18 protein-coding genes are annotated in these 20,295 nt (G+C 64.0%); 6 read left to right on the top strand and 12 right to left on the bottom strand.

Annotated elements, in window-relative coordinates; translation table 11 throughout:
- Positions 1-3: 3 nt before the first annotated feature.
- A complete protein-coding gene (gene katG / locus P5P27_RS17645) occupies positions 4-2,199 on the bottom strand; it encodes a catalase/peroxidase HPI (RefSeq protein ID WP_039868156.1) in 2,196 nt (731 codons plus the stop codon).
- 93 nt (positions 2,200-2,292) lie between these two features.
- Positions 2,293-2,697 carry a Fur family transcriptional regulator gene (locus tag P5P27_RS17650; protein ID WP_006898181.1) on the bottom strand — a complete coding sequence of 135 codons (405 nt, stop codon included), beginning with the start codon at positions 2,695-2,697 and terminating at the stop codon, positions 2,293-2,295.
- Positions 2,698-2,966: 269 nt separating this feature from the next.
- Between P5P27_RS17650 and P5P27_RS17655 the strand changes: the two genes are divergently transcribed.
- From P5P27_RS17655 to P5P27_RS17665, 3 genes are read left to right on the top strand one after another with little or no spacing between them, the layout of a single operon-like run.
- Complete coding sequence (locus tag P5P27_RS17655; RefSeq protein WP_039868152.1) at positions 2,967-3,932, top strand: DUF302 domain-containing protein; 966 nt, start codon at positions 2,967-2,969, stop codon at positions 3,930-3,932.
- Positions 3,933-4,484, top strand: a complete 552-nt coding sequence (locus tag P5P27_RS17660) for a sigma-70 family RNA polymerase sigma factor (RefSeq protein ID WP_006898178.1) — start codon at positions 3,933-3,935, stop codon at positions 4,482-4,484.
- Positions 4,481-5,158, top strand: coding sequence for a zf-HC2 domain-containing protein (locus P5P27_RS17665; protein WP_081598158.1), 678 nt, complete (start codon positions 4,481-4,483; stop codon positions 5,156-5,158). The genes P5P27_RS17660 and P5P27_RS17665 overlap by 4 nt, the downstream gene beginning before the upstream one ends.
- A gap of 587 nt (positions 5,159-5,745) precedes the next feature.
- Here the strand turns inward: P5P27_RS17665 and P5P27_RS17670 are convergent.
- A complete protein-coding gene (locus P5P27_RS17670; protein WP_006898175.1) occupies positions 5,746-6,765 on the bottom strand; it encodes a hypothetical protein in 1,020 nt (339 codons plus the stop codon).
- Between the two features lie 332 nt (positions 6,766-7,097).
- Between P5P27_RS17670 and P5P27_RS17675 the strand changes: the two genes are divergently transcribed.
- Both P5P27_RS17675 and P5P27_RS17680 read left to right on the top strand, forming a co-directional pair.
- Positions 7,098-7,751, top strand: coding sequence for a TetR/AcrR family transcriptional regulator (locus P5P27_RS17675; RefSeq protein WP_101841652.1), 654 nt, complete (start codon positions 7,098-7,100; stop codon positions 7,749-7,751).
- Between the two features lie 5 nt (positions 7,752-7,756).
- A complete protein-coding gene (locus tag P5P27_RS17680) occupies positions 7,757-8,170 on the top strand; it encodes a RidA family protein (RefSeq protein ID WP_006898173.1) in 414 nt (137 codons plus the stop codon).
- Between the two features lie 172 nt (positions 8,171-8,342).
- On the opposite strand, the gene P5P27_RS17685 is transcribed toward P5P27_RS17680, so the two are convergent.
- The 9 genes from P5P27_RS17685 to merA form a co-directional block, all read right to left on the bottom strand.
- Complete coding sequence (locus P5P27_RS17685; protein WP_157225346.1) at positions 8,343-9,956, bottom strand: hypothetical protein; 1,614 nt, start codon at positions 9,954-9,956, stop codon at positions 8,343-8,345.
- 470 nt (positions 9,957-10,426) lie between these two features.
- A complete protein-coding gene (locus P5P27_RS17690; RefSeq protein ID WP_006898170.1) occupies positions 10,427-10,759 on the bottom strand; it encodes a helix-turn-helix domain-containing protein in 333 nt (110 codons plus the stop codon).
- On the bottom strand, positions 10,756-11,880 hold the full coding sequence (locus tag P5P27_RS17695; RefSeq protein WP_006898169.1) for a tyrosine-type recombinase/integrase: 1,125 nt from the start codon (positions 11,878-11,880) through the stop codon (positions 10,756-10,758). Before P5P27_RS17695 ends, P5P27_RS17690 begins: the two co-directional genes overlap by 4 nt.
- A 176-nt stretch (positions 11,881-12,056) precedes the next feature.
- Positions 12,057-13,223, bottom strand: a complete 1,167-nt coding sequence (locus tag P5P27_RS17700) for a site-specific integrase (RefSeq protein ID WP_039868144.1) — start codon at positions 13,221-13,223, stop codon at positions 12,057-12,059.
- A 208-nt stretch (positions 13,224-13,431) separates the two neighbouring features.
- On the bottom strand, positions 13,432-14,664 hold the full coding sequence (locus P5P27_RS17705; RefSeq protein ID WP_051999703.1) for a TniQ family protein: 1,233 nt from the start codon (positions 14,662-14,664) through the stop codon (positions 13,432-13,434).
- Entirely contained in the window at positions 14,661-15,599 is a 939-nt protein-coding gene (locus tag P5P27_RS17710; protein ID WP_006898166.1) for a TniB family NTP-binding protein, read from the bottom strand. Before P5P27_RS17710 ends, P5P27_RS17705 begins: the two co-directional genes overlap by 4 nt.
- Before the next feature lie 4 nt (positions 15,600-15,603).
- Positions 15,604-17,283 (bottom strand): Mu transposase C-terminal domain-containing protein, encoded by a 1,680-nt coding sequence (locus tag P5P27_RS17715; protein ID WP_006898165.1) that lies wholly within the window; start codon positions 17,281-17,283, stop codon positions 15,604-15,606.
- A 360-nt stretch (positions 17,284-17,643) separates the two neighbouring features.
- Complete coding sequence (merB, locus tag P5P27_RS17720; RefSeq protein WP_006898164.1) at positions 17,644-18,312, bottom strand: organomercurial lyase MerB; 669 nt, start codon at positions 18,310-18,312, stop codon at positions 17,644-17,646.
- A gap of 34 nt (positions 18,313-18,346) precedes the next feature.
- Positions 18,347-19,777, bottom strand: coding sequence for a mercury(II) reductase (gene merA, locus P5P27_RS17725; protein ID WP_006898163.1), 1,431 nt, complete (start codon positions 19,775-19,777; stop codon positions 18,347-18,349).
- A gap of 106 nt (positions 19,778-19,883) precedes the next feature.
- Here merA and P5P27_RS17730 point away from each other — a divergent pair, with 106 nt between their 5' ends.
- Entirely contained in the window at positions 19,884-20,273 is a 390-nt protein-coding gene (locus P5P27_RS17730) for a heavy metal-responsive transcriptional regulator (RefSeq protein ID WP_030537294.1), read from the top strand.
- The last annotated feature ends 22 nt before the right edge of the window (positions 20,274-20,295 follow it).

Below are 20,295 nucleotides of genomic sequence, written 5' to 3' on the forward strand. Positions count from 1 at the left end.
AAATCAGGCCAGATCGTAGCGATCGAGCATCATGACCTTGTCCCACGCCGCGACGAAGTCGCGGACGAACTTGTCCTTGGCGTCATCGCAAGCGTAAACCTCTGCGACAGCGCGCAACTCGGAGTTCGAGCCGAAGACCAGATCGTTGCGAGTTCCGGTCCACTTCTTCTCACCGGTAGCGGCATCCTTGGCCTCGTAGATGCCCTCCTCGGCGGCGGGAACCCACTCGGTGCCCATGTCGAGGAGGTTGACGAAGAAGTCGTTGGTGAGCGTGCCGACCTTGTCGGTCAGAACGCCGTGCGTCGACTTCTTGAAGTTCGCACCGAGCACGCGCAGACCACCGACGAGCACGGTCATCTCGGGCGCACTGAGCGAGAGCAGGTTTGCCCGATCGACCAGGTTGAACTCGGCCGGCAGCTTCTGGCCTTTGCCCAGGAAGTTACGGAAACCGTCGACCTTGGGCTCCAGATCGGAGAACGAGTCGACGTCCGTCTTCTCCTGCGTGGCATCCATGCGGCCCGGGGTGAACGGGACCGTGATGTCGACGCCGGCGTTCTTGGCGGCCTGCTCGACGGCTGCGACGCCACCGAGTACCACGAGGTCGGCGAAGGACACAGTTCCGGAGAATGACTGCTGGATTCCTTCGAGAACGCGGATGACCTGTGCGAGCTCGTCGGGCTCGTTGACCTCCCAGCCGGCCTGCGGCTGCAGACGCAGACGGCCACCGTTCGCACCGCCGCGCTTGTCACTGACGCGGAACGACGACGCCGCCGCCCACGCAGCCGAGATCAGCTGATCCTGAGTCAATTCGGATCCGAGGATGGCCTGCTTCAGTTCGGCGATCTGTGCGTCACCGATCAGCTCGTGATCGACGGCCGGGATCGGGTCCTGCCAGAGCAGGGGCTCCGCCGGAACCTCGGGGCCGAGGTAACGCGTGACCGGTCCCATGTCGCGGTGGGTGAGCTTGAACCAGGCCTTCTGGAATTCCTCTGCGAGCTCCTCGGGATGATCGAGCCACCGCCGGGTGATCTGCTCGTAGATCGGGTCGACGCGCATCGCGATGTCGGAGGTGAGCATCGACGGGTGGCGACGCTTGGAGGGATCGGCGGGATCGGGAACGAGGTCCGCGCCCTCGCCGTTCTTCGGGCGCCACTGGTGTGCACCGGCTGGGCTCTTGTAGAGCTCCCACTCGAACCCGTACAGGGTCTCGAGGAACGAGTTGTCCCACTGGGTGGGCGTGGGGGTCCAGATGACCTCGAGGCCACTGGTGATCGCGTCCGCACCGACACCGCTCTGGTAGCTGTTCTTCCAGCCGAGGCCCATCTGTTCGAGGGGAGCGCCTTCCGGCTCGGCACCGATGTGCACCTCGGGATCGGCAGCGCCGTGCGTCTTGCCGAAGGTGTGTCCGCCGATGGCCAACGCGGCGGTCTCGATGTCGTTCATGGCCATGCGGCCGAAGGTCTCGCGAATGTCCAGTGCGGACTGCACCGGATCCGGGTTACCGTTCGGGCCTTCGGGATTGACGTAGATCAGACCCATCTGCACTGCGGCCAGCGGGCCCTCGAGGCTGGTGCGGTCACCGTAGTAGCGCTCGTCGCCCAACCAGGTCTGCTCCGGGCCCCAGTAGATGTCCTCGTCCGGCTCCCAGGCGTCGACGCGTCCGCCGGCGTAGCCGTAGGTCGGCAGGCCCATGGACTCGATGGCGACGTTGCCGGTGAGCACGATCAGGTCGGCCCAGGAGAGCTTGCGGCCGTATTTCTGCTTGATCGGCCAGATCAGCCTGCGGGCCTTGTCCAGGCTCGCGTTGTCGGGCCAGCTGTTCAGAGGCGCGAAGCGCTGCATGCCCGCTCCGGCACCGCCGCGTCCGTCCTGCTTGCGGTACGTGCCCGCTGCGTGCCACGCCATGCGAATGAAGAACGGGCCGTAGTGACCGAAGTCCGCGGGCCACCAGGGCTGCGAGTTCGTCATCAGGGCTTCGATGTCGCGCTTGACCTCAGCGAGATCGAGAGAGTTGAACTCGGCTGCGTAGTCGAAGTCCGGGCCCATGGGGTCGCCGACTGCCGGGTTCTTCTTGAGGATCTTCAGATTCAGGGACTTGGGCCACCACTCGCGGTTGCTTCCGCCTTCGACGGGTGCCGGCATCGAGTCGTGCATGACCGGACACTTGCCACCCGACTCCTGTGGCTGGTCCTGGTTCATCTCTTTTTCGCGTGTTGTGTGGTCCTCGGACACGAGTTTCCCTCCAGAAGATGGTGAATGATCTGATTTCCGCGGCGCTCCCGCGCCGCGACATCAGGGGCTGACGCTGGTGGAGCAGTTCTCGCACAGGCCCCAGTAGATGACCTCTGCCTCGTCGACGACGAAACCAGGGGCCTCCGACGGAGTGAGGCACGGAGCCTCGCCGACGGCGCACTCCACATCGGCGATCGCGCCGCACTTGCGGCACACGAGATGGTGATGATTGTCGCCGATCCTGCTCTCGTACCGGGAGACCGAACCCGACGGCTGAATGCGCCGGACCAGTCCCGCGATGGTCAGAGCGCGGAGCACGTCGTACACGGCCTGGCGCGAGACGTCGGGCAGGGTGGCCCGAACGGCTCCGTAGACGGTGTCGGTGTCGACGTGCGGATGTTCGTGCACCACGTCGAGCACCGCCAGACGGGGGCGGGTGACTCTGAGCGCAGCACTACGCAGCATCTCCGAGTAGTTCGACGATGAGCTCACATCGACCAGTATGCATGACTTTTCTGGAATGAGTCCGGAAACTGAGCGACGGACTGATGTGAGGCGGCGAGCGCAGAGCCAGCGCGTTCCGCGCCGAGTGGCACCGAGATTGCGGGGAGCAATCGCCGGAGGATCTTCGGTTCGGGTGAACCCCTCAGGCTCGGTGTGCGTACACCACAGTGAAGCCCACAGCAGTCGTGGGCCCGAGGACAGGACACGTGATGAACACTTCAAGGTTCCGTATGGCAACGTCGCTCCTGGCGTCGGCGGCGATGATCGCCCTCGCCGGGTGCGGTTCCACCGAACCCACCGGTTCGGTCGCTGTGTCGAGTACTCCGGTGTCCACGTCGGCGGATCCGAGCGCCTCAACACCTGATGCAGCACCGTCCGAACCCGGTCTGGTGGTGTACGCCAGCAACTACTCCGTGAGTGACACGGTCTCTCGGGTCCAGCGCGCGCTCGAGACGGTGGGGACTGTGGCAGCCACTGTGGATTTCGAGAAGTTGGCACAGGGAACAGGTAAGACGATCCGTCCGACCACCGTGGTGATCGGGGGGAATCCGAAGGCGGCGTCGCCGTTGATCACCGCGGATCAACGGGCCGCGATCGACCTTCCACAGAAGTACCTGGTCTGGCAGGCTGCCAACGGGACGGTGTTTCTGGCATACAACTCCGCGGAGTACATCGCGGCGCTCGCTGGTATCCCGGTGTCGTCCGACGCCCTCGACGGACTCCGGGCCGGGTCGGCATCCACCGCGTCCGATGCGACGGGATCCTCGGCGGCCGCTGCAGAGGGCACCGATGTGTCCACAGCGCCGAGATACCTGGTCGAAAAGACCAGTGATGCATCGGTTGCTGCGTCCATCGCTCGATACGAGGCAGCGTTCGCGGCCAAGAATCAGCCCACAGTCGCCACCGTCGATCTCGCGTCCGCCGCTGCCGAGACACCTCTGAGGCCCACCATGGTCACCTACGTCGGTAATCCTGCGGTCTCGACTGCGCTGGTCGGAGCGCAGCAGACCATGGGGATCGACCTCCCCGCCCGATACGTGGCGTGGCAGGACTCCGAAGGGATCGTTCACGTGGCTCATCCCGATATCCGTGTACTCGCTGCTCGGCATTCGATCTCGCCGACCAATCCCGTTCTCGACATGGTCGAGGCCGCCACGACCGGTTTCACCGATGCCGCTTCCGGCTCGGGCAGTTAGGTGGACGGTGTCGAATCCGGCTCACAGCAGAACCATCAGCTCGTCGATGCGTCCGAAGTTGCCATGTCGGCGCTCTTCCGCGAGCACCAGCATGCAGTGACTCGATTCGTCAGCCGCTACACCCAGACCCGCGAGCAGTGCGAGGACATCGTCCAGGAGACGATGTTGCGTGCGTGGCGCGGGATCGACCGCATCGATGTGACAGCAGCATCGACGCGGTCCTATCTCATGACGATCGCGCGAAACGTGCTCACCGATCAGTGGCGGGCGAGCACGAGCAGGCCGACTCTTGTCCACGACCAGATCGCACTCGCTGCCGAGTGCATCGACGACGAATTGGGCGGGGTCCTCGACGGGTGGCTCATAGACGAGTCGCTGCACCGGTTGTCCGAGGAGCATCGAGCGGTCATCGTGCTCATCTACTACGAGGGCCGAACCGTCTCCGAAGTGGCCGCACACCTCGATATCGCGGTCGGCACGGTCAAGTCCCGCTCCTACTACGCTGTACGTGCCCTACGCCGGATCTTCGACGAGTTGGGATTGATTCCATGAGCTCAGCGCACGACGAGATCCGACCACTGCTCGGGGCGTACGTACTCGACGGACTCGAGCGCGACGACCGAGCAGCGGTACGACGACATCTCGACGACTGCCTTGCCTGCCGAACCGAAATCGACGTACTGGCACCCGTCGCGGGTGTGCTTCGACGTCGAAGGCAGCCAGCAGATCTCTCACCGGTGCACTCGACGGCCGGTGCAGACCAGCGACTCGACCACCTGCTGAGCGCGATGAGGCAGCAACGGACCTCCGAGAAGAGGCGGCGGCGAGTGTGGACTGCGGTGTCGGCGACCCTCGTTCTGGGAGTCGCTGCGGCGATCGTCCCGCTCAGTAGCCTCGCCCGCTCCGACGATTCGACAACGGTGAACGATGCGGGAGCCCGCCCGCTCGTTCTGTCGAGCACCATCGGGGCCACAGGTGAGCTCGAGCTCACCACGAAAGCCTGGGGCACATCGATCGACGTCGACGTCCAACAACTCCCCGACGCAGGCGTCCTCACTCTCCAGGTGGTCGGCAACGACGGGGCTCGACAGCAAGCAGCTCAATGGTCGGTCACCGCGAGCCGAGCAGCAGCGGTGACCGGCGCGACGTCCCTTTCTGTCGAGGACATCCACTCGATCGTGATCGACGATCCGGCGGGCAACACGATCGCGCGGGCCTCTCGCTGAGACCGAGTCGTCACCGACACGGGCCAGGTTTGGATGCGGTGCCTCGAACCGCATGTTGGTCGAACGGCCGGCCGAGTGGCTGGACCGCAGTCGAAGGAGGTCGGGGCGCTCACGACGTACCCCGGATCGAAGTCCGAGTCCGACCTGCGACATCGAGCGATCACACCAGTCTCCTCGTCTCACCAGAACCAATCGACCCGCAGCCCACTGTCGGGTGTCCCACAGAAAATTACGGATATCGACGACACGTACGTCGCAGGATCCGAGACCCCTAGCTATCCGAGGCGACCCAGCGAGCATCGGATGTATACACGGTCAGATGTACCCCATGGGTATGTGCTGATATCACCCTCAGGGGCTCATACTCGTAGTCGTTTGCGATGACTGTGACGACAATTGGACGCGCCTTCGGTCGTCTCGTCGTTTCGGCGGTCGGGTATCGAAGACGGTGCTGCCATCGACCCAAGGGCACCCACTCATCGACGTAGACATCGAGCCGGTGACGGAAGTCGACATCTGTGTCCATGGGTCGACAGCACACCGACAGTGCAATCAGTCCGCCGATGCCAGTTGCCCGAGAGACAGCATCAACAGTCGCCGCGATCCCATCCGTCGTGTTCGTCGAGAATGTCGACGAGAGTGCGCAAAAGATCGTCGACGCGGTCATTGATGTCGTCGAACCGATCGTCGAGCTCGGCGAGGCGGATGTGTGCGTCACGCCGGGCACGAATCCCGTGCTCGTAGTAGGCATTGTCCAGAACGAAGCCCGATCGACCTGGTTCTGCTCCGTGTAGAACAGCACTGTCGGGGTCGTTCGTCGTCCACAGGGTGCGCGGTCGATGCGCAGCCGGCCGACCGTTCAGGTGAGCGCGCGTCAGTGCGGACAGCGACTGCACTGTGAGCGGTTCCGGCGTCCAGGGTGTGTAGCCCCAGCGATCGATACGAACCACAAGCGGCTCCTCCGCGTGCTGCGCTGTCACCACCGGAGACGCAGACATCGAAGGTGAGCGATCGGGGTCGAGAAATTCACGGAGCATCGAGATACTCGCGGAGCGATCGAACATCGACTGAAGTTGCGCCCAGCGCCGGTACACCGACACCGGACCGGACTCACCGTAACTGCCGAGCATGGTCGGGGTGACACGGTGCAGGCCGGAAACGATCAGGTCCGGCCCTGCGACCTCGATGTCGCCGCGGCGCAGAGTGCTGATGTCACGGTAAGTCAGTCCGGCAGAAACCAAAGTCAATATCAGTGCATCACGTCGCCCGAACAGCCCGTATGGCCATCCAGACGACAGAATGCCGTCGATGATCGATGCAGCGCAGCCACGGATTTCGGTGAGACGTTCCCGGCGGCGCTCTGCGAGAGCGAGCCGAATGGGGACCGAGCGACCGGGTTCGGCCATACCGCGACTGCGGTGGGCAGCGTTGACAGCCGATACTCGACGACGCTGCGTGGCGACTGCGGCAGGGTGGTGGTCAAGAAACTCTGCCAGTGTGGACGGTGTAGCAGGCAGCGACGACCGGTCGCTGGCAGCGCACCAGTCGCAGAACAATGCCCATGTGTGTTCTGCGGAGCGGCCGAGACCCGAGATGCCATAAGCCACCGAGCCGAACGTAATTCCGTTCGATTGACTGGCGGAGTGTCGATATTCAAAGTTGCAGTGTTCGGAAACGGTGACACTTCCTCCCCGGTTTGGCTGTTACAACAGTTTAGGCACCGCTCGCCCAGCCTTGGTGACGTCGAGCCGAGGTGGACGCCCCCGTAGCCCAAGCATCTTCAGATCTGCCCGCCGTCTGTCAGCGGGCGCGAAACCGTTCCGTACGAGCCCGTCCATTCGCACCGTCACGTCAATCGGAGGCTCGTTTGCGGCGGTGGACGTGATCGAAGGCGGATGTTGAACCGGCTAGCCATACCGTATTGTGATACGGTATGGCTATGAGCGAAGCCGCAGTGCGCAACCGACGAGCAGGTGGCCCCAAGCGTCTCCTCGTGCTCGATCAGGTGATATCGACTATGGCGGTCCGCGGATACAGCGGCACCAGGTACGCAGATATCTCCGAGGCCTCCGGTATCGCAGTAAGCACCTTGCAGGGCTACTTCGGATCTCGCGAGGACATGTTGATCGAAGCTTTCCAACGCGCCACTTCCGTTGCCGTTGAAGCCATGCGCGAATTCACGGCGCAATTCGATGACCCATGGAAACAACTGGTGGCGATGGTGGACCGTGGCCTTGCAACGGATGTTCCGACCTGGCGGATGCTCATGGAATTCTGGACGGCAGCCGCCCACGACACCGAACTCCGGCAGCACGCCACAGCATTGGCGACCCAGTACCGAGAACCCTTCGCGGACGCTGTTCGTCGAGGAGTGGAGAGCGGTCAATTCGACCCGCGCTTCGATGTCGAGTCCATCGTCGAAGTCGCAGTGGCAAACATCGTCGGCGTGCTGTACCCAACGGTACTCGGCCACCTGCCTCTTCCTGCAACGAATTACCGCGACGTAGTCATCTCCCAGTTGGCGTACGTCCTCCAAGTTGATACCCACGAAACTTCCGGCAACCCGCCGGCGCTCGGCGAACAAGAAGGGTGACACCCATGTCCCACTCAGTCATCAACCCCAGTGAGCTCCACGACCCAATTCCCTACGGCTACAGTCACACTGCGGCAGTGCCGGCCGGTACTGGCCTAGTGTTCGTCTCCGGTCAGTACGGATCCGGAAAGGACGGCATGGTCGTCTCTGCCGACTTCGCCGGCCAAGTGAAACAAGCATTCGCCAACCTCGGCGTGGCCCTGGCTTCGCACGGGCTCGACCACAGCAACATCGTCCAACTCAGAACCTACGTCGTCGGCCCGGATTTCGAGAAGCTCGGAATCATCGGAAGTGTTGTCCATGACAGCTGCGGGGAGCTGCCACCGACACAGACCGTAATCGGTGTGTCGGGTTTGGCCATGCCCGACATTCTGTTCGAGGTCGAAGCAGTCGCTTCCTACCCAAGCGCCGAATCGTAGACGCAACCCCATTTGGGGGCCACCGGCGACGTAACCTGCCCACTCGTCGGTGTATCCGAAAACAGGGACAGGTAGTCGAGACCCGATGCCCGGATCGAACCTGGTCGAAATGCTCGATGGTAGGACCTTGAATGTGTTGTGTAAGTGCACATTCACTGTTTCAGCTTGGCGTTCATGATTCGTCTTGTTGCTCTTCGGAACGAGCGAGCAGGTAGTCGGCCCAGTCTCGTCGTGTTCGACTGGACCATTTGGTGGCTGTAGATATGTTGACGCCGAGTAGGTCAGCGGCGATCGGGGCAGGGATGTCGCGGGCCCAGGCCGAGCGAGCCGAGTGGCGGGCAGGAAGCGGTTCGATCCCGTGGTGGCGGAGTTTGCGTGCGAGGACAGCAGACGCCATTGGCCTGCCCGGGGACCTTCCCGGAAACAGAAATCGGGTTGCGAGTTCGGTCTGGTAGAAGGTTTCGCGACCGACTCTGTTGTCTCGCAGGGTGGTCAGGAGTGCGGCCAGTGCAGGTGGCACCAAGGCGGGGCCTTCGTCGAAACGCAGGTAGGTCTCCTGGTCGACGACGTCGATGCGGCCACAGGTCAGCGTAGCGATGCTGGTGGTTGTGCGGCCGTAAAGCAGGACGAGCGCACCCGTGACTCGGACGTCGAGAGGCAGTTCGTCGTCGTGAAGACACCTGTCGAGCATGTCCCACCGGTCTTCTTCGGTGAGCAAGTTCGACGGGTCGGCGCTCGGCCTTTGGGGCACCGTCAGGTCGGAGCATAGCTTCCTTCCTTTCGACCATTCTATGAATGTGGTTACGAAGTAACGGTATTCGCTGCCACCGTCGAGCCAAACATCGATGTCGGCTTGATCGGTCGTGGGCAGTGTCTTGCCGCGTTCATCGAGCCAGGTCAGGAATTCGAGACTGATTGCGATTTGGCTCCGAACGTAAGTGGCAGCGCTGACCGTGACGGGCCGTCGGTTGGATCGTCGGCGAGCACGCCGCAGAACGTGCCAGGTGGCGAATGGTCGCACGAGTGCGATGTGATGAGCGGGCCGTTCACCGAGGGCATGCTCGAGCCACTGTTCGATTCGCTCGAGCAACTCGTCGCGCTCCGCGAGAATTCCCGCGTGGACGAGCAGATCACGCAGTCGGTGCAAAGCATAGCTCGGCGGGCACTGGTCGAGCAGTTCATGGCTCAGGGACTCGTGGTGGGCTCGTTGAGCGAGCTCGTGAAGCAACTTCGCACCGCCGGCGCGTCGATGAAGCCAGCGCATCATCGAAGACGGATTGGGGACGTGGGCGAAGACGGCAATTAACGGAACAAGTTGCTCGGCAATGCCGTGTTCCGGGTGACTGAGGACGATGCGGAGCTTTGCCTCGAGTGCGTCGTGGGCGGTTTCGTGTTGTCGCCGGCGTACTCGTGTCGGGGATTCGGTGAGCTGGGGTTCGAGGACATGGCCGTCGTCGCGGCAGCGAAGACATACCGGTTGTTGGGCATCCGGATGTGCTGGATGCGCCGCACCGCAGATCACGCATGGGTGTCGTGGTCGGGTGAGGCAGCGGTTGCAGAGATCAGGTTCGGTGCCTCGGGCGGTGCGGTCGATTCCCCTGACTTCGCCGCACCCACCGCAGCGGCGCTTGGGCCGGGTGTAGCAGCTTTTGCAGATCGGGCCGTCGTCGGTGTGGGCGTATGTGGGCGCGTCCTCCCCGCACCGGATGCAGGTGCAGTGCGGAGTGCGGTAGCAATTCGGACACAATGCGGCGCCGTCGCTCCGCCGCGCCTTGATCGCCAACACTCGCCCACATTGTCCGCATGGCCCCCTCTTGCGGGGGACGCATGAGCTGCACAGTGGTCTGCCGTGGTCGTCGCGTTTGGCGATCGACCGATCCTTGCCGCAGCGACTGCACGGCGCGCAGTGGAAATATCGTCGGCAGTTGTCGCAGACACGACCTCCGTCGACTATGTGGTGCAGGATCTTTGGGGCCTTGCATCGTAGGCAACTGGGAATCGTGACCGTGGTGTGTCCGGCCGCGACGAGTAGCGCGGCCAGTCGCTGCACTGCCACTGGGGTGTTCGATGATCCCGACGTCAGCGCATCGGGATGCCGCGCAAGGTGCGCTTCCAACGGTCTCAGTGTTGAGTCGACTACCGCTTCGGCAACGAATTCCATTGCGGCGCAGAGGCTGAGGTCAGGAACACTGTTTCTGACGTGATGGGCGGCTCGCTCGAGCACGATTTGGCGTGGCTCGACTCCCGGCCGTCGGCTCATGTCGTCTCTGGTCGGCGGATGGTGGTGCGTCGTGCCCGTGGCGGGGCTGGGTGCTCACCCGTACTGCCGTTGCTCGTCTTCTTGATAGCAGTGTTGACGACGTCGATCTCGATGAGGTCGTTCGGTGTGCACCCGAGGATGTCGCACAACGCGGCGAGGGTGTCCATCGACAACCGTTGCGGCGGTGCGGTGACGAGCCGGTAGACCTGTTCGCGGGAGAGGTGAATCCCGCGCTCGGCGAGCAGCGGGCCCAGCTCGGTGGTCTGGAACATCTCATGGTCGGCCATCAGGCGTCGCAGGTTCCAGCGGTAGCCCATCTTCTTGATCATGGCGCTCCCTTCCATAAAGTGTCGCGGCTCTGCAGCGCTCGGCGTATTAGTCGGGTTCGGTACTCGTCGGATACACCGGTATAGATCGCGGTCGTCGAGGCGTATCGGTGACCGACCTGTTCGGAGACGAACCGTTCTGGGTAGTCGAACTCCACCAGATGCGTGACGTACGAATGCCGCAGACAGTGCAGGTCGAGTTCGACCGGCAACCCCGCCGCCTGACGCACTTGCTCGAAGGCATCGTTGATGCTGCGCAGTGACATTCGACCGGCGCGCTCGCTGACCCAGAGCGCGGTCAGCGCGCCCGGCTTCATCAATGGCCGAACCTCCTCGACCCAGTGGTCGAGCACATCGACGATCCAATCCATCTCCGGAACCGTCAACACGGTGCGCCGCTTCGGCGGGCTTCCCTTCGATGCCTTCCCCCACCGCACGAACCAAGCACCGTACTGGCCGTACTGCGCTGCTTTCGGTGCGCGGCGTCGGTCGGAGAGATCTAACCCGCGGGCCTCTCGACGGCGCAGTCCGTAGGCGTAGACGGTCTTGAGCAGGGCGGCGTCGCGTAACGCTGTCAACGAACCTTTGCGGCCCAGCTTGCGGATCTGCTCGACGCGGCCGTCCGCGGCATCGAACAAGGTCTGCACTTCGTCGTAGGTCAGCGGCCGCCTCCCCGGTCCGCCCTCGAAATCTGCAGCATGCGCGATCGTGTTTCCCTCGTGAAAAACCTGTTGCGGCACAACCGAAAACCGATCCCAGCACTGCGCAGGCCAACCGTAGCGGCTGTCGGTGACGTACTCCATGAACAAGCAAATCGACATCTCGTACGACCGGGCGGTCGACACCACGATCGGCTTACGCCGGACCGAGGACCGCAGATGCACGATGAAATCTTCACCGTCCGCCGGTTCCCATTGCCACGGATACGAATTGGTGAACTCGGCCATCCGACGCACCAGCGACAAACGCGGCGCGATCGTCCCCTCGTCACTGAGAAACCGCGTTCGTTGCTGACGTTCCCACCCCGCCAGCATCGCTTCGAACACTGCCTGTTCGGGCTCGAGATGCACTACCCCGTCGGTCAACACCAGATGCGCCGCACCCGGAATCTCAGTCTCGCCCATGCGTTGCATTAAACACAACAATGTTGAATCAAGTCTAGTCTGACTGCCGTCGCCGCAGGTCAGGCGAGACGGAAAGCCGGCAACGGATAGGATGACACCGCGGTCAACGTCCAGGTCGCATCAGCTTATGCGGTGGAACGCAGTTGCATCGGACGCAATTCCGCCTAGTTCCGGTTTCATAGTCCGAGGTCGGTGACGGCGTTGCCGAGCATGGGTGCGTGCTCACGGGCGTAGATTTCGACCATCCCAGGGGTCGTGTGGCCGGTCTGGCGCATGATGGCGTGGGCGTCTGCGCCGTTGCGGAATGCTTGGGTGACGAATCCTGCCCGCAACGAATGCCCACCCAACTGTGTGACCGTCTCGGGGTCGAAGCCGGCGCGAGCGGCGCGGCGACGGATCGCGGCGTGCACCGCAGCCCCGGAGAGCGCAGTGTCGGAGAGGTTGCCATTCTTGCGGACCGATCGGAACAGCGGCGAAGATTTGTCGGCGGCGGGCAATGCTCCCCGGCACACATGAGAGTCGAATGGTGTTGCACGGGAAAGTAACCGAATGACGGCGACTCTGCCGCCGGTGTCGAACGCGGCGACGAGCTGCAGCCATCGCACCCACGCGCACACCGGGCATGACTCGTGGCGGTTGGTGAACGGTAGTGCTTTCACTGCTCCGGTGCCGGCCTGGTCGGTCTTGGACTTCCGGATCTGTACGTGCGCGCCGTCGAGACGGTCGCGGCGGACATCGCGGCATTCGAGCGCTACGAGTTCACTGCGACGAAACGCGCCGGTGAAGCCCATCAGCAGCAGCGCGGTGTCGCGGCGCTCGAGCACCTCGGACGCCCACCCGACAGCACTGCGGCGCGCGTGGTCGACGATCGTGGTGATGTCGGAGGTCAGCAGCGGTGCCCGCGGGTTGCGGGGCCGCTCCCCCGCCGACGCATAATCCCGACGAACACCTGCCAGAGTCGCTTTCACCATTTCGTGTCCGCACGGGTTGTCGTAGCCGGCGCTGCGGTGGCGGTCGGCGATCGCTGCAATCCATTTGCCGAATGTCGCAGGCGCATACGCCCGCGTGCCGTCGACGGTGAGTGTGTCGGCCGCGGCGACGAGATACGCGGCCACCACGGCGGGATGCGCCGGCAACGCGGCATGTCCGGTGGCGGTGCACCAGGTCTCGAAGCCTCGCCACGCCGAGCTGTAAGCCCGGCGGGTACCGGCGGACCGCGATGCAGCCATCGACCGCTCTATCCGGGCGGCAACCTCGGGCGTCAGATCCGGAAACACCGCTGCGCCACACGACACGACAGCTGGGACAGTGTTCGGGCCGTCTGCTGGCTGGCGTTCTGTCATGGAAAGGACTGTAGCGGGCAGCTCCGACACATTTTCTGGATCCAAAACCACGCTCAGCTGGTGGTTTGTGGGTCTACGGTGCGGGAAGGAAAATTCTCGTCGGTCACCGCACAAATAACGTTGGTGACTGTGACACCGCCGCCAAAACGGGCCTTGTCGGCCATCGCCGCGTGTGCGTCGCGGACGACCCCGCTCCATCGGGCGAGAACTACGTCGGCGGATGTTGCAGCGGGATCCCGTGGTCGACGAACAGTCGCACCGTCTCATCCAGCTCCGCTGCGGTGCGGCACCCCCAGCGCAGGAAGTTGTACAACGAACTGGCGGATGCGGGATCGACGCGCGCTGCCTCGATGGCGGCCTCGGCTGCAGCGTGCGCGTCAGCCCATAAATCGCGCTCGGGTGCGGGATAGGACGAGCGCGTCGGAGGTGTCCCGGGATCGACCGGCTCATAGGGTCGTGGGCGCAGCAGAGATGCGTGCGCACCGCCGGCATTGATCTCACCGCTCTCGACCATCGCGATGCCGATCGCTGCGGCCTCGAGGACTTTCGCCTGCTCGTCCCAGTGCAGGTCCTCGAACGGAACCCACGCGGTCCGCAACGGGCGAGAACGACCGGCGGCCCTCCATATCGCAACGAGTCTCGTCGCCCACCGTCCGGTGCGAACCAGTGGCGAGGACACTTCGTCGACGACGGTGCGCAGAAGCCGGAACCACACTGCGGCATGTACCCGGCCTGAGCCGAGTTCCACCCATCCCGTCGTCAGAGCCTCGGTGCTGCGCCGATCGAGGTCCGTGACCGCTGAAGAAACCGGAACGGGCGAGACCCGTTCGTCCGAACCGAACCGGACCTGATCCCAGAAGATCGCATGACCAGGGAAAGCAGAGCAGGGTTCGAGTCGACAACGGTGGTCGAGGCAGCTGCTCAGCACCGGATATTGACGCAGCAGAGTCATGTTGATATCAGCAGTGGATTCGAGGCTGTCGACACATGCCGGGCATGCCCGACTGCGCGGAGTGCTAGCCCACGGCAACCATGCCTCGCTCGTGGGTGTGCGGCGTCGTCGATCCTCCCTCGCGAGGTCGGCCGGTAGCAGGATCGAAAATTGGTGGACGTAGGTGTCGAAGTCGCAGTCGGCGGGGTCGGTGCTGTCGAGCAGCCACGGTGTCCACCCCGCCAACGTCATCATCCGTACCCTCTCTACCGGAACTGCGCCGCGAACGGCCAGCTCGGCAAGTATCGGCTCCGGTGTGTAGCGGTCGAGATCCTCGACAGCACAATCGATATCGAGGTCTGCGAGCAGGTCAGAAGGCCTGATGTGCGGATACAGCTCGCATATCCGGGCCAACCAGGACGAGAGGGCCTCACCTGGCAGTGGCTGCGGGTGCAGCGGCCACGGGCGAACGTACGCATCATCGGGCATAGGTGCGAGCCGCGCGTTCATGCGAGGTGGCGCTCGAACTGGCGGCGGCGCTCCGTGGGGCCGACGTACGGAGTGCGCGTGAGCACCGATGAGGTGATCGCTTCCTCTCCGCTGTCGACGGCGGTCACTGCTGCGGCAGTGAGCAGCGTTGTCAGTTCACCGATGGTGCCCTCGGAGCGAGTGAGGAGGTAGTCGGTCATCTCCGGTGATGTCAGGTGCGAGGGTTTGCGGAGGGAGAAGCTCGTGGTGAAGCTGGCCAGCAGTGATCTGGCGTCGGCCGTGTTGGTCCAGACCGGCAAAGTCATGGGGTGGAATCGGTTCTCCAGCTGAGGATCGGTCCGGATGGCGAGGTAGGCGTCGCGGGTTCCGACGGCGACAAGAGGAATGCGTAGTTCGTTGCCCAGGAATCGCAGCACGTTCAAGAATTCGCGGCGGACGTTGTCGCGGCCGGCGAGAACATTGTGGAGCTCGTCGATGATCAACATCCGTACGCCGGTGGCGCGGAGCAGCATCAATGCTTGCTGTTCGAGTTCGTGGACCCGATTGCGTGGTCGGGTCGGTGTTCCCAACGCTGTGAGCAGTGCGAGGTAGAACCGGCCAGGTGACGGGTCCGGGGGCATCTGCATGCACAACACCGGTATCTGCTCGCGGTCGGACAAGCTGATCGGCGGATGAGTGCGCCGGAACTTTTCGATGATCATCGACTTGCCGTTGTTCGTCGGACCGAGCAACAGTAGGTTCGGCATACGCTGCCGGTCCGGCCACGACAGCAACGTCTCCAGATGGTCGATGACCGTACGAGCCTGCGGATACCCGATCCACCTCTCCGACCGGATCAACCGGATCCGCTCCGCATCGTCGAGTACGGTGAGCGGTCGAACCGACTCCCGCAGGTGCCCCAAACCCTCGCCGGACGACTCGGTGGGTTCGTCGCTGCTTCCCATCGATGCGGTCATCGCCTCACCATTCCTCGATGTCGCTGAAGACCGGCGTTGCGGTGCCGCCGTCCGCTCGAGGCTCCTCCGGCGGGTGAATCGCCGGGATCGGTGCAGACGCGACGCCGGTGAGATGCATACGGCGGGCACGGTTGCGCCGGGCTTTGCGGGTAGCTTTCTGCGAGCGGTCGGTGACCTCGCGCATCTGCTCGATCATCGAAAACAGTGCGCTCTCATCGACGTTCGACCGACCTTGTTCGCGGAGACGAGTGATAGCAGCTCTGTGCTCCCACAGTGTCACCGCGGGATGTGACATCGTCCGATACGGCACCTCGACATAGCCGGCACCCTCTGGTTCGAGGACCCAGATTCTGCTCAAATCGCGTGGGTCACGTCGTATCACGAACCGCCCCAAATCCTCTCGCCGCGCAACCCACGGTTTGAGCGCGTTCGAGAAGTAGTGCACGTGATCGAGAACGAAGCCCGTGCGCGTCAGACGTCGCCGGATGACGGGAAGAAAGTCCACCAGGAACGCGGTTTCGCCGAGCACCACACGAGGGGCATGACCAACTGCGGCGACCGCGCCGGCCCACACGGCGGCCGGAGTGTTCCCGATCCCTGTGTGAACGCTCGCGTGATACGAGGCTATGGCCAGGACCAGCCAGCGCTCCAACTCACGCAATGTCAACGCCGCGTGCTTGTCCGAGTCGTAACTTCCTCGGTCCGCGGGGTTCGAGAAGGTGGTCCCAGGCAGCTCGTGCACCGCCGTCATCGCCGTTCCGATGATGCGTTCGACGATCCCGCCGTAGTGCGGTCGGCCCGGAGGACGGTATTCGAGTGTGATCGCGTGCTGGGCGCATCCGCGACGCAGCGCTTCGCTTTTGAACTCGGAGGCGTTGTCGAGATACAACTGTTTCGGCTTCCCTGCCATCGGCCAGTGCACCTGCTCCGCGAACTCGCATGCCTCCAGCCATGTCTGTTTCTCGCAGCACACGCGGCCCAGGCACAACCCGACCGATATCGACGACGGCGGCTCCAGAGTGACGACGAACCCAAGTACGGAACGGCTGAAGACATCGATGGCGATCGTCAGGTAGGGGCGGCCGATCGGTTGCCGCTCGTACTCGTCAACGACCATCAGATCGACGACGGTGTGGTCGATCTGGACCTGATCGAGAATCCCCGACACCGTCGGTGGACTGTCGCCGGCGGACTGACGTGGGCGGGCGGCATCGGGTCCTCCGCGTGACCTGGCCACCGATGCCGGATGGAGCGCGGCGATACGCGCGGTGACGGTATTTCTGGCCGGCACAGGCAGACCCGCGCGGTGGCACGCCAACGCGATACGTCGATGCAGCGCAGCGACACTGAGCTTCTGACGGTGAAGAAAATATCGGGTGAGATGATCGCCGATCACGTCCTCGACCTCGGCCGTTACTCGGCTGCGGCCACGCCCACCCGACGAGACCTTCGTCAGAAGATCGGTGACTGTCCCCGTCCCGTTCCTGAGCCTGCCGACCAACGTGTAGACCTGCCGCCTGGACAATCCCAACCGCTGCGCGGCATCGTCGACCGCTTCCGAACGCACCGGATGCATCTCCAGCAAGGGAGCCAGGACAGCGAAACGGGTCTCGGCCTGGGACCACCGCTCCCCCGACGCGGTCAGCACACCGGTCTCCACGACGTCGAGCTTGTCAGGGTCCATCACAAGCCTCCCTGTCACCGAGAGCCGAACGTGCGACCGTGCACCGCACTTCTGACATCAGGATGTCAGAAGACCACTGCACTCACCCTCGAAACACCTGCAAAGAGTGCAGCCGTCTTCTGAAATTGACACGACCGAACCTCCCGATGTGAGTCCGGCAGTGTCCGAGAAACGAACGAATGAGAGACGACCCGAAGTGGCGCATAACTATGCAATGGGGGTTGCGAGGCGGTCGGGGTCAGGGTTTTGCTCTGCACATACGACCGAGCCATCGGAGATGGTCACTTCATTCATCAGACGAATCGCGCCGTTCTCCGGGGTTTATCGGAGCTTTCGTGTGCTGCCTCCGCGCGGTAGGTGTCAAGGCGCGGAGTAGGCGTCTTGCGTGACCGAGTCCAGATCAGCGGTGTCGGCCTGCGCCAGCATCGAGGATGCGACGGCGGCGCCGACCCGATGCGCAGCCTCGATGTCCAGGACTTCGCCGTCGGGGTGTGCGTCCAGCCACGGTTGGGCCTCCTCGCGGGAGGCGAAGTAGTGCACCTGGTTGCAGAACGAGGACCGAACGGGGCCGTCGTGGTCCGGGATCAAGAGGGATAGGACGGCGGTGTCGGGCTGCACGGACGTGATCGTGCCGTCGGTGCCTGTCGTCACCCGGACGGAGATCCCGCTGTCTGGGGAGGTCGACTCGATCGTCGCGGCCTTCCCGATCAGTGCCGGAAAGAAGAGAGTGTCCAGCGCGCACCACGTGTATAGCTGCCGCCCCGCCACCGTGAAGCGATGTGGCGTGGGCCGCAGAGTCAGGGCCAGGCCGAGGATGCGGCCGTCGTCGTCGTACTCGGCGTCGGGGACTGAGGACAGTCCCCGCCGGACCGTGTTCTCGCTCCGTCCGCTGGCGGTGGCCAGTTCGGCGATGGTGACGGGCTCGCCCTCGGCCAGCAGCCGCAGGAGCGGCACGAACAGGCTCGGGTCGAGCCCTGACCTGGAGGGGGACAGCAGATAGGCGAGGGTCTTCTCGTCGATGGCGGTCATGTGATTCCTTTGTTTCAGAGGCGGGGTCGCGGGCTCACGCGCAGCAGGAGAGCTTGGTGACGTCGGTGGTGAACGCCTTGCAGGCGATCCGGATGCCCTCGGTCATCGTGAGATACGGGCTCCACGCGGCGGCGACCTGCGCGGTCGTCATTGCCCCCTCGAGGATGTAGACGCCGGCGGCGGCGAGCTCCCCGGCGTCCTTTGCCACAGCGGAGATGCCCAGAATCTGCCCGCTGTCGCTATCGGCGACGACCTTGATGAAGCCTCGGGTGTCCCGGTTGGCCTGCGCCCGCGGGACGAATTCCAGGGGTAGCACCTGGCTAACGCTGGAGATCCCGGCGGACACAGCTTCCTGCTCGGTCATCCCGACCGCCCCGATGGCGGGGCTGGTGAAGGTGACGCGGGGCAAGTTTCGGTAGTCGACCACGGCGACGGTGTCGGTGAACGCGTTCTCCACCGCGAGAGCGCCGTGTGCCGCCGCGACGTACACGAAATCCCACTGTCCGGTCACGTCCCCGGCGGCCCAGACTCGCGGATTGGATGTGGCCAGCCGGGAATCCACCACGATCTCGCCGGACGTGCCGGTCTCCACCCCGACCTGGTTGAGGTTCAGCTCCGCGGTGACGGGCCGTCGCCCCGTGGCCACCAGCAGCTTCGCGGACTGGAAAGTCTCCTGCCCGCCGTCCACTGTTGCGGAGACGACGATCTCTCCGCTGTCCTCGTCGCGTGCCACGGCGTTCACGGCGGCCTGCTGGACCACCCGAATCCCCTCATCGGCGAACACCCCGGCCAACGCCTCGGACGCTTCCGGCTCCTCATGCGAGGCCAGCCGGGAACGGACCAGCATCGTCACTCGGGAGCCCAGCCGGGAGAACAACTGCGCCAGCTCCAGCGCGACGTAGCCCCCGCCCAGAACCAGCAATGTCTCTGGCACTTCGTCCAACTCCATCGCCGTGGTAGACGTCAGATACCCGGCCTCCACCAGTCCCGGAACGTGCGGCACGTGGGGCGCAGAGCCGGTGGCCACGAGGTACTGCTCGGCCTCGATCGTCCGCAGCGCGCCGCCGGGCGAGGCGACCTGGAGCAATGGCGCATCCGGGGTTCCGGTGAACGACGCTTCCCCCTCGACCATGTCCCACCCGTGGATGGCGGCCTGATCGACGTACTTCTCCGCTCGCATGCTCTCAACCAGAGCGTCCTTGCCCTTGATCAGTGCCGGCATGTCCACCGGCCCGGCCGAGGCCGCCACACCAGGGAAGCGGGCCGAGTCCGACGCGACGTGGCGGGCCTCCGCGGCAGCCAAGAGAGCCTTCGACGGCACGCACCCGGTGTTCACGCACGTCCCGCCGATAGTCCCGCGCTCAATCATCACGACACGCTTGCCCAGTCCTGTGGCCCGGATCGCGGCCGCGAAGGCCCCGCCCCCGGAGCCGACAATCGCCAAATCGAACTGCTCGCCGCTCATTCAGACACCTCTTCGCCGTGACTCAGGAACTCCTGTCAGCCATTATCAACCTTCCAGTACGATGGAAGGTCAAGTCTGGCGATCACGGATGGGGGCTTCGGCGCACATGAGAATCGGGCAACTCGCGGAGGCGACCGGCACCACGACGAAGACCCTGCGGTTCTACGAGGAGTCCGGGCTCCTCTCTCCCGCGGAACGACTGGCCTCGGGCTACCGGGACTACACCGACGACGCCGTGGGCCAGGTCGGGTTCATCCATCGGGGCCAAGCGGCCGGGCTGACCCTCGCCCAAATCCGGCAGATCCTGGAAATCCGTGGGCACGGCCAAGCGCCGTGCTCACATGTCAAGAGTCTGCTAGGCGAGCGGCTCGACGCGCTCGATGCCCAGATCGCAGAGCTTCTCGTCCTCAGGGAGACCATCTCCCAACTTCACGCGAACGCGAGCAAACCAGAGCCGAGCACTTGCTCTGCCGACCAAGTTTGTCGCTACATCTGATCTCGAACCCTGAGATCCACGG

The sequence above is a fragment of the Gordonia sihwensis genome, from assembly GCF_029632925.1.
GTDB lineage: Bacteria > Actinomycetota > Actinomycetes > Mycobacteriales > Mycobacteriaceae > Gordonia > Gordonia sihwensis.

Bases quoted from the DNA above. Each gene is read 5' to 3' on its own strand.
- katG (WP_039868156.1), bottom strand. From the start codon at position 2,199: ATGAACCAGGACCAGCCACAGGAGTCGGGTGGCAAGTGTCCGGTCATG.
- merA (WP_006898163.1), bottom strand. From the start codon at position 19,777: ATGAGCGGCGAGCAGTTCGATTTGGCGATTGTCGGCTCCGGGGGCGGG.
- merB (WP_006898164.1), bottom strand. From the start codon at position 18,312: ATGACCGCCATCGACGAGAAGACCCTCGCCTATCTGCTGTCCCCCTCC.
- P5P27_RS17650 (WP_006898181.1), bottom strand. From the start codon at position 2,697: ATGCTGCGTAGTGCTGCGCTCAGAGTCACCCGCCCCCGTCTGGCGGTG.
- P5P27_RS17710 (WP_006898166.1), bottom strand. From the start codon at position 15,599: ATGACCGCATCGATGGGAAGCAGCGACGAACCCACCGAGTCGTCCGGC.
- P5P27_RS17715 (WP_006898165.1), bottom strand. From the start codon at position 17,283: ATGGACCCTGACAAGCTCGACGTCGTGGAGACCGGTGTGCTGACCGCG.
- P5P27_RS17675 (WP_101841652.1), top strand. From the start codon at position 7,098: ATGAGCGAAGCCGCAGTGCGCAACCGACGAGCAGGTGGCCCCAAGCGT.
- P5P27_RS17705 (WP_051999703.1), bottom strand. From the start codon at position 14,664: ATGAACGCGCGGCTCGCACCTATGCCCGATGATGCGTACGTTCGCCCG.
- P5P27_RS17690 (WP_006898170.1), bottom strand. From the start codon at position 10,759: ATGATCAAGAAGATGGGCTACCGCTGGAACCTGCGACGCCTGATGGCC.
- P5P27_RS17680 (WP_006898173.1), top strand. From the start codon at position 7,757: ATGTCCCACTCAGTCATCAACCCCAGTGAGCTCCACGACCCAATTCCC.
- P5P27_RS17655 (WP_039868152.1), top strand. From the start codon at position 2,967: ATGGCAACGTCGCTCCTGGCGTCGGCGGCGATGATCGCCCTCGCCGGG.
- P5P27_RS17695 (WP_006898169.1), bottom strand. From the start codon at position 11,880: ATGGGCGAGACTGAGATTCCGGGTGCGGCGCATCTGGTGTTGACCGAC.
- P5P27_RS17665 (WP_081598158.1), top strand. From the start codon at position 4,481: ATGAGCTCAGCGCACGACGAGATCCGACCACTGCTCGGGGCGTACGTA.
- P5P27_RS17730 (WP_030537294.1), top strand. From the start codon at position 19,884: ATGAGAATCGGGCAACTCGCGGAGGCGACCGGCACCACGACGAAGACC.
- P5P27_RS17700 (WP_039868144.1), bottom strand. From the start codon at position 13,223: ATGACAGAACGCCAGCCAGCAGACGGCCCGAACACTGTCCCAGCTGTC.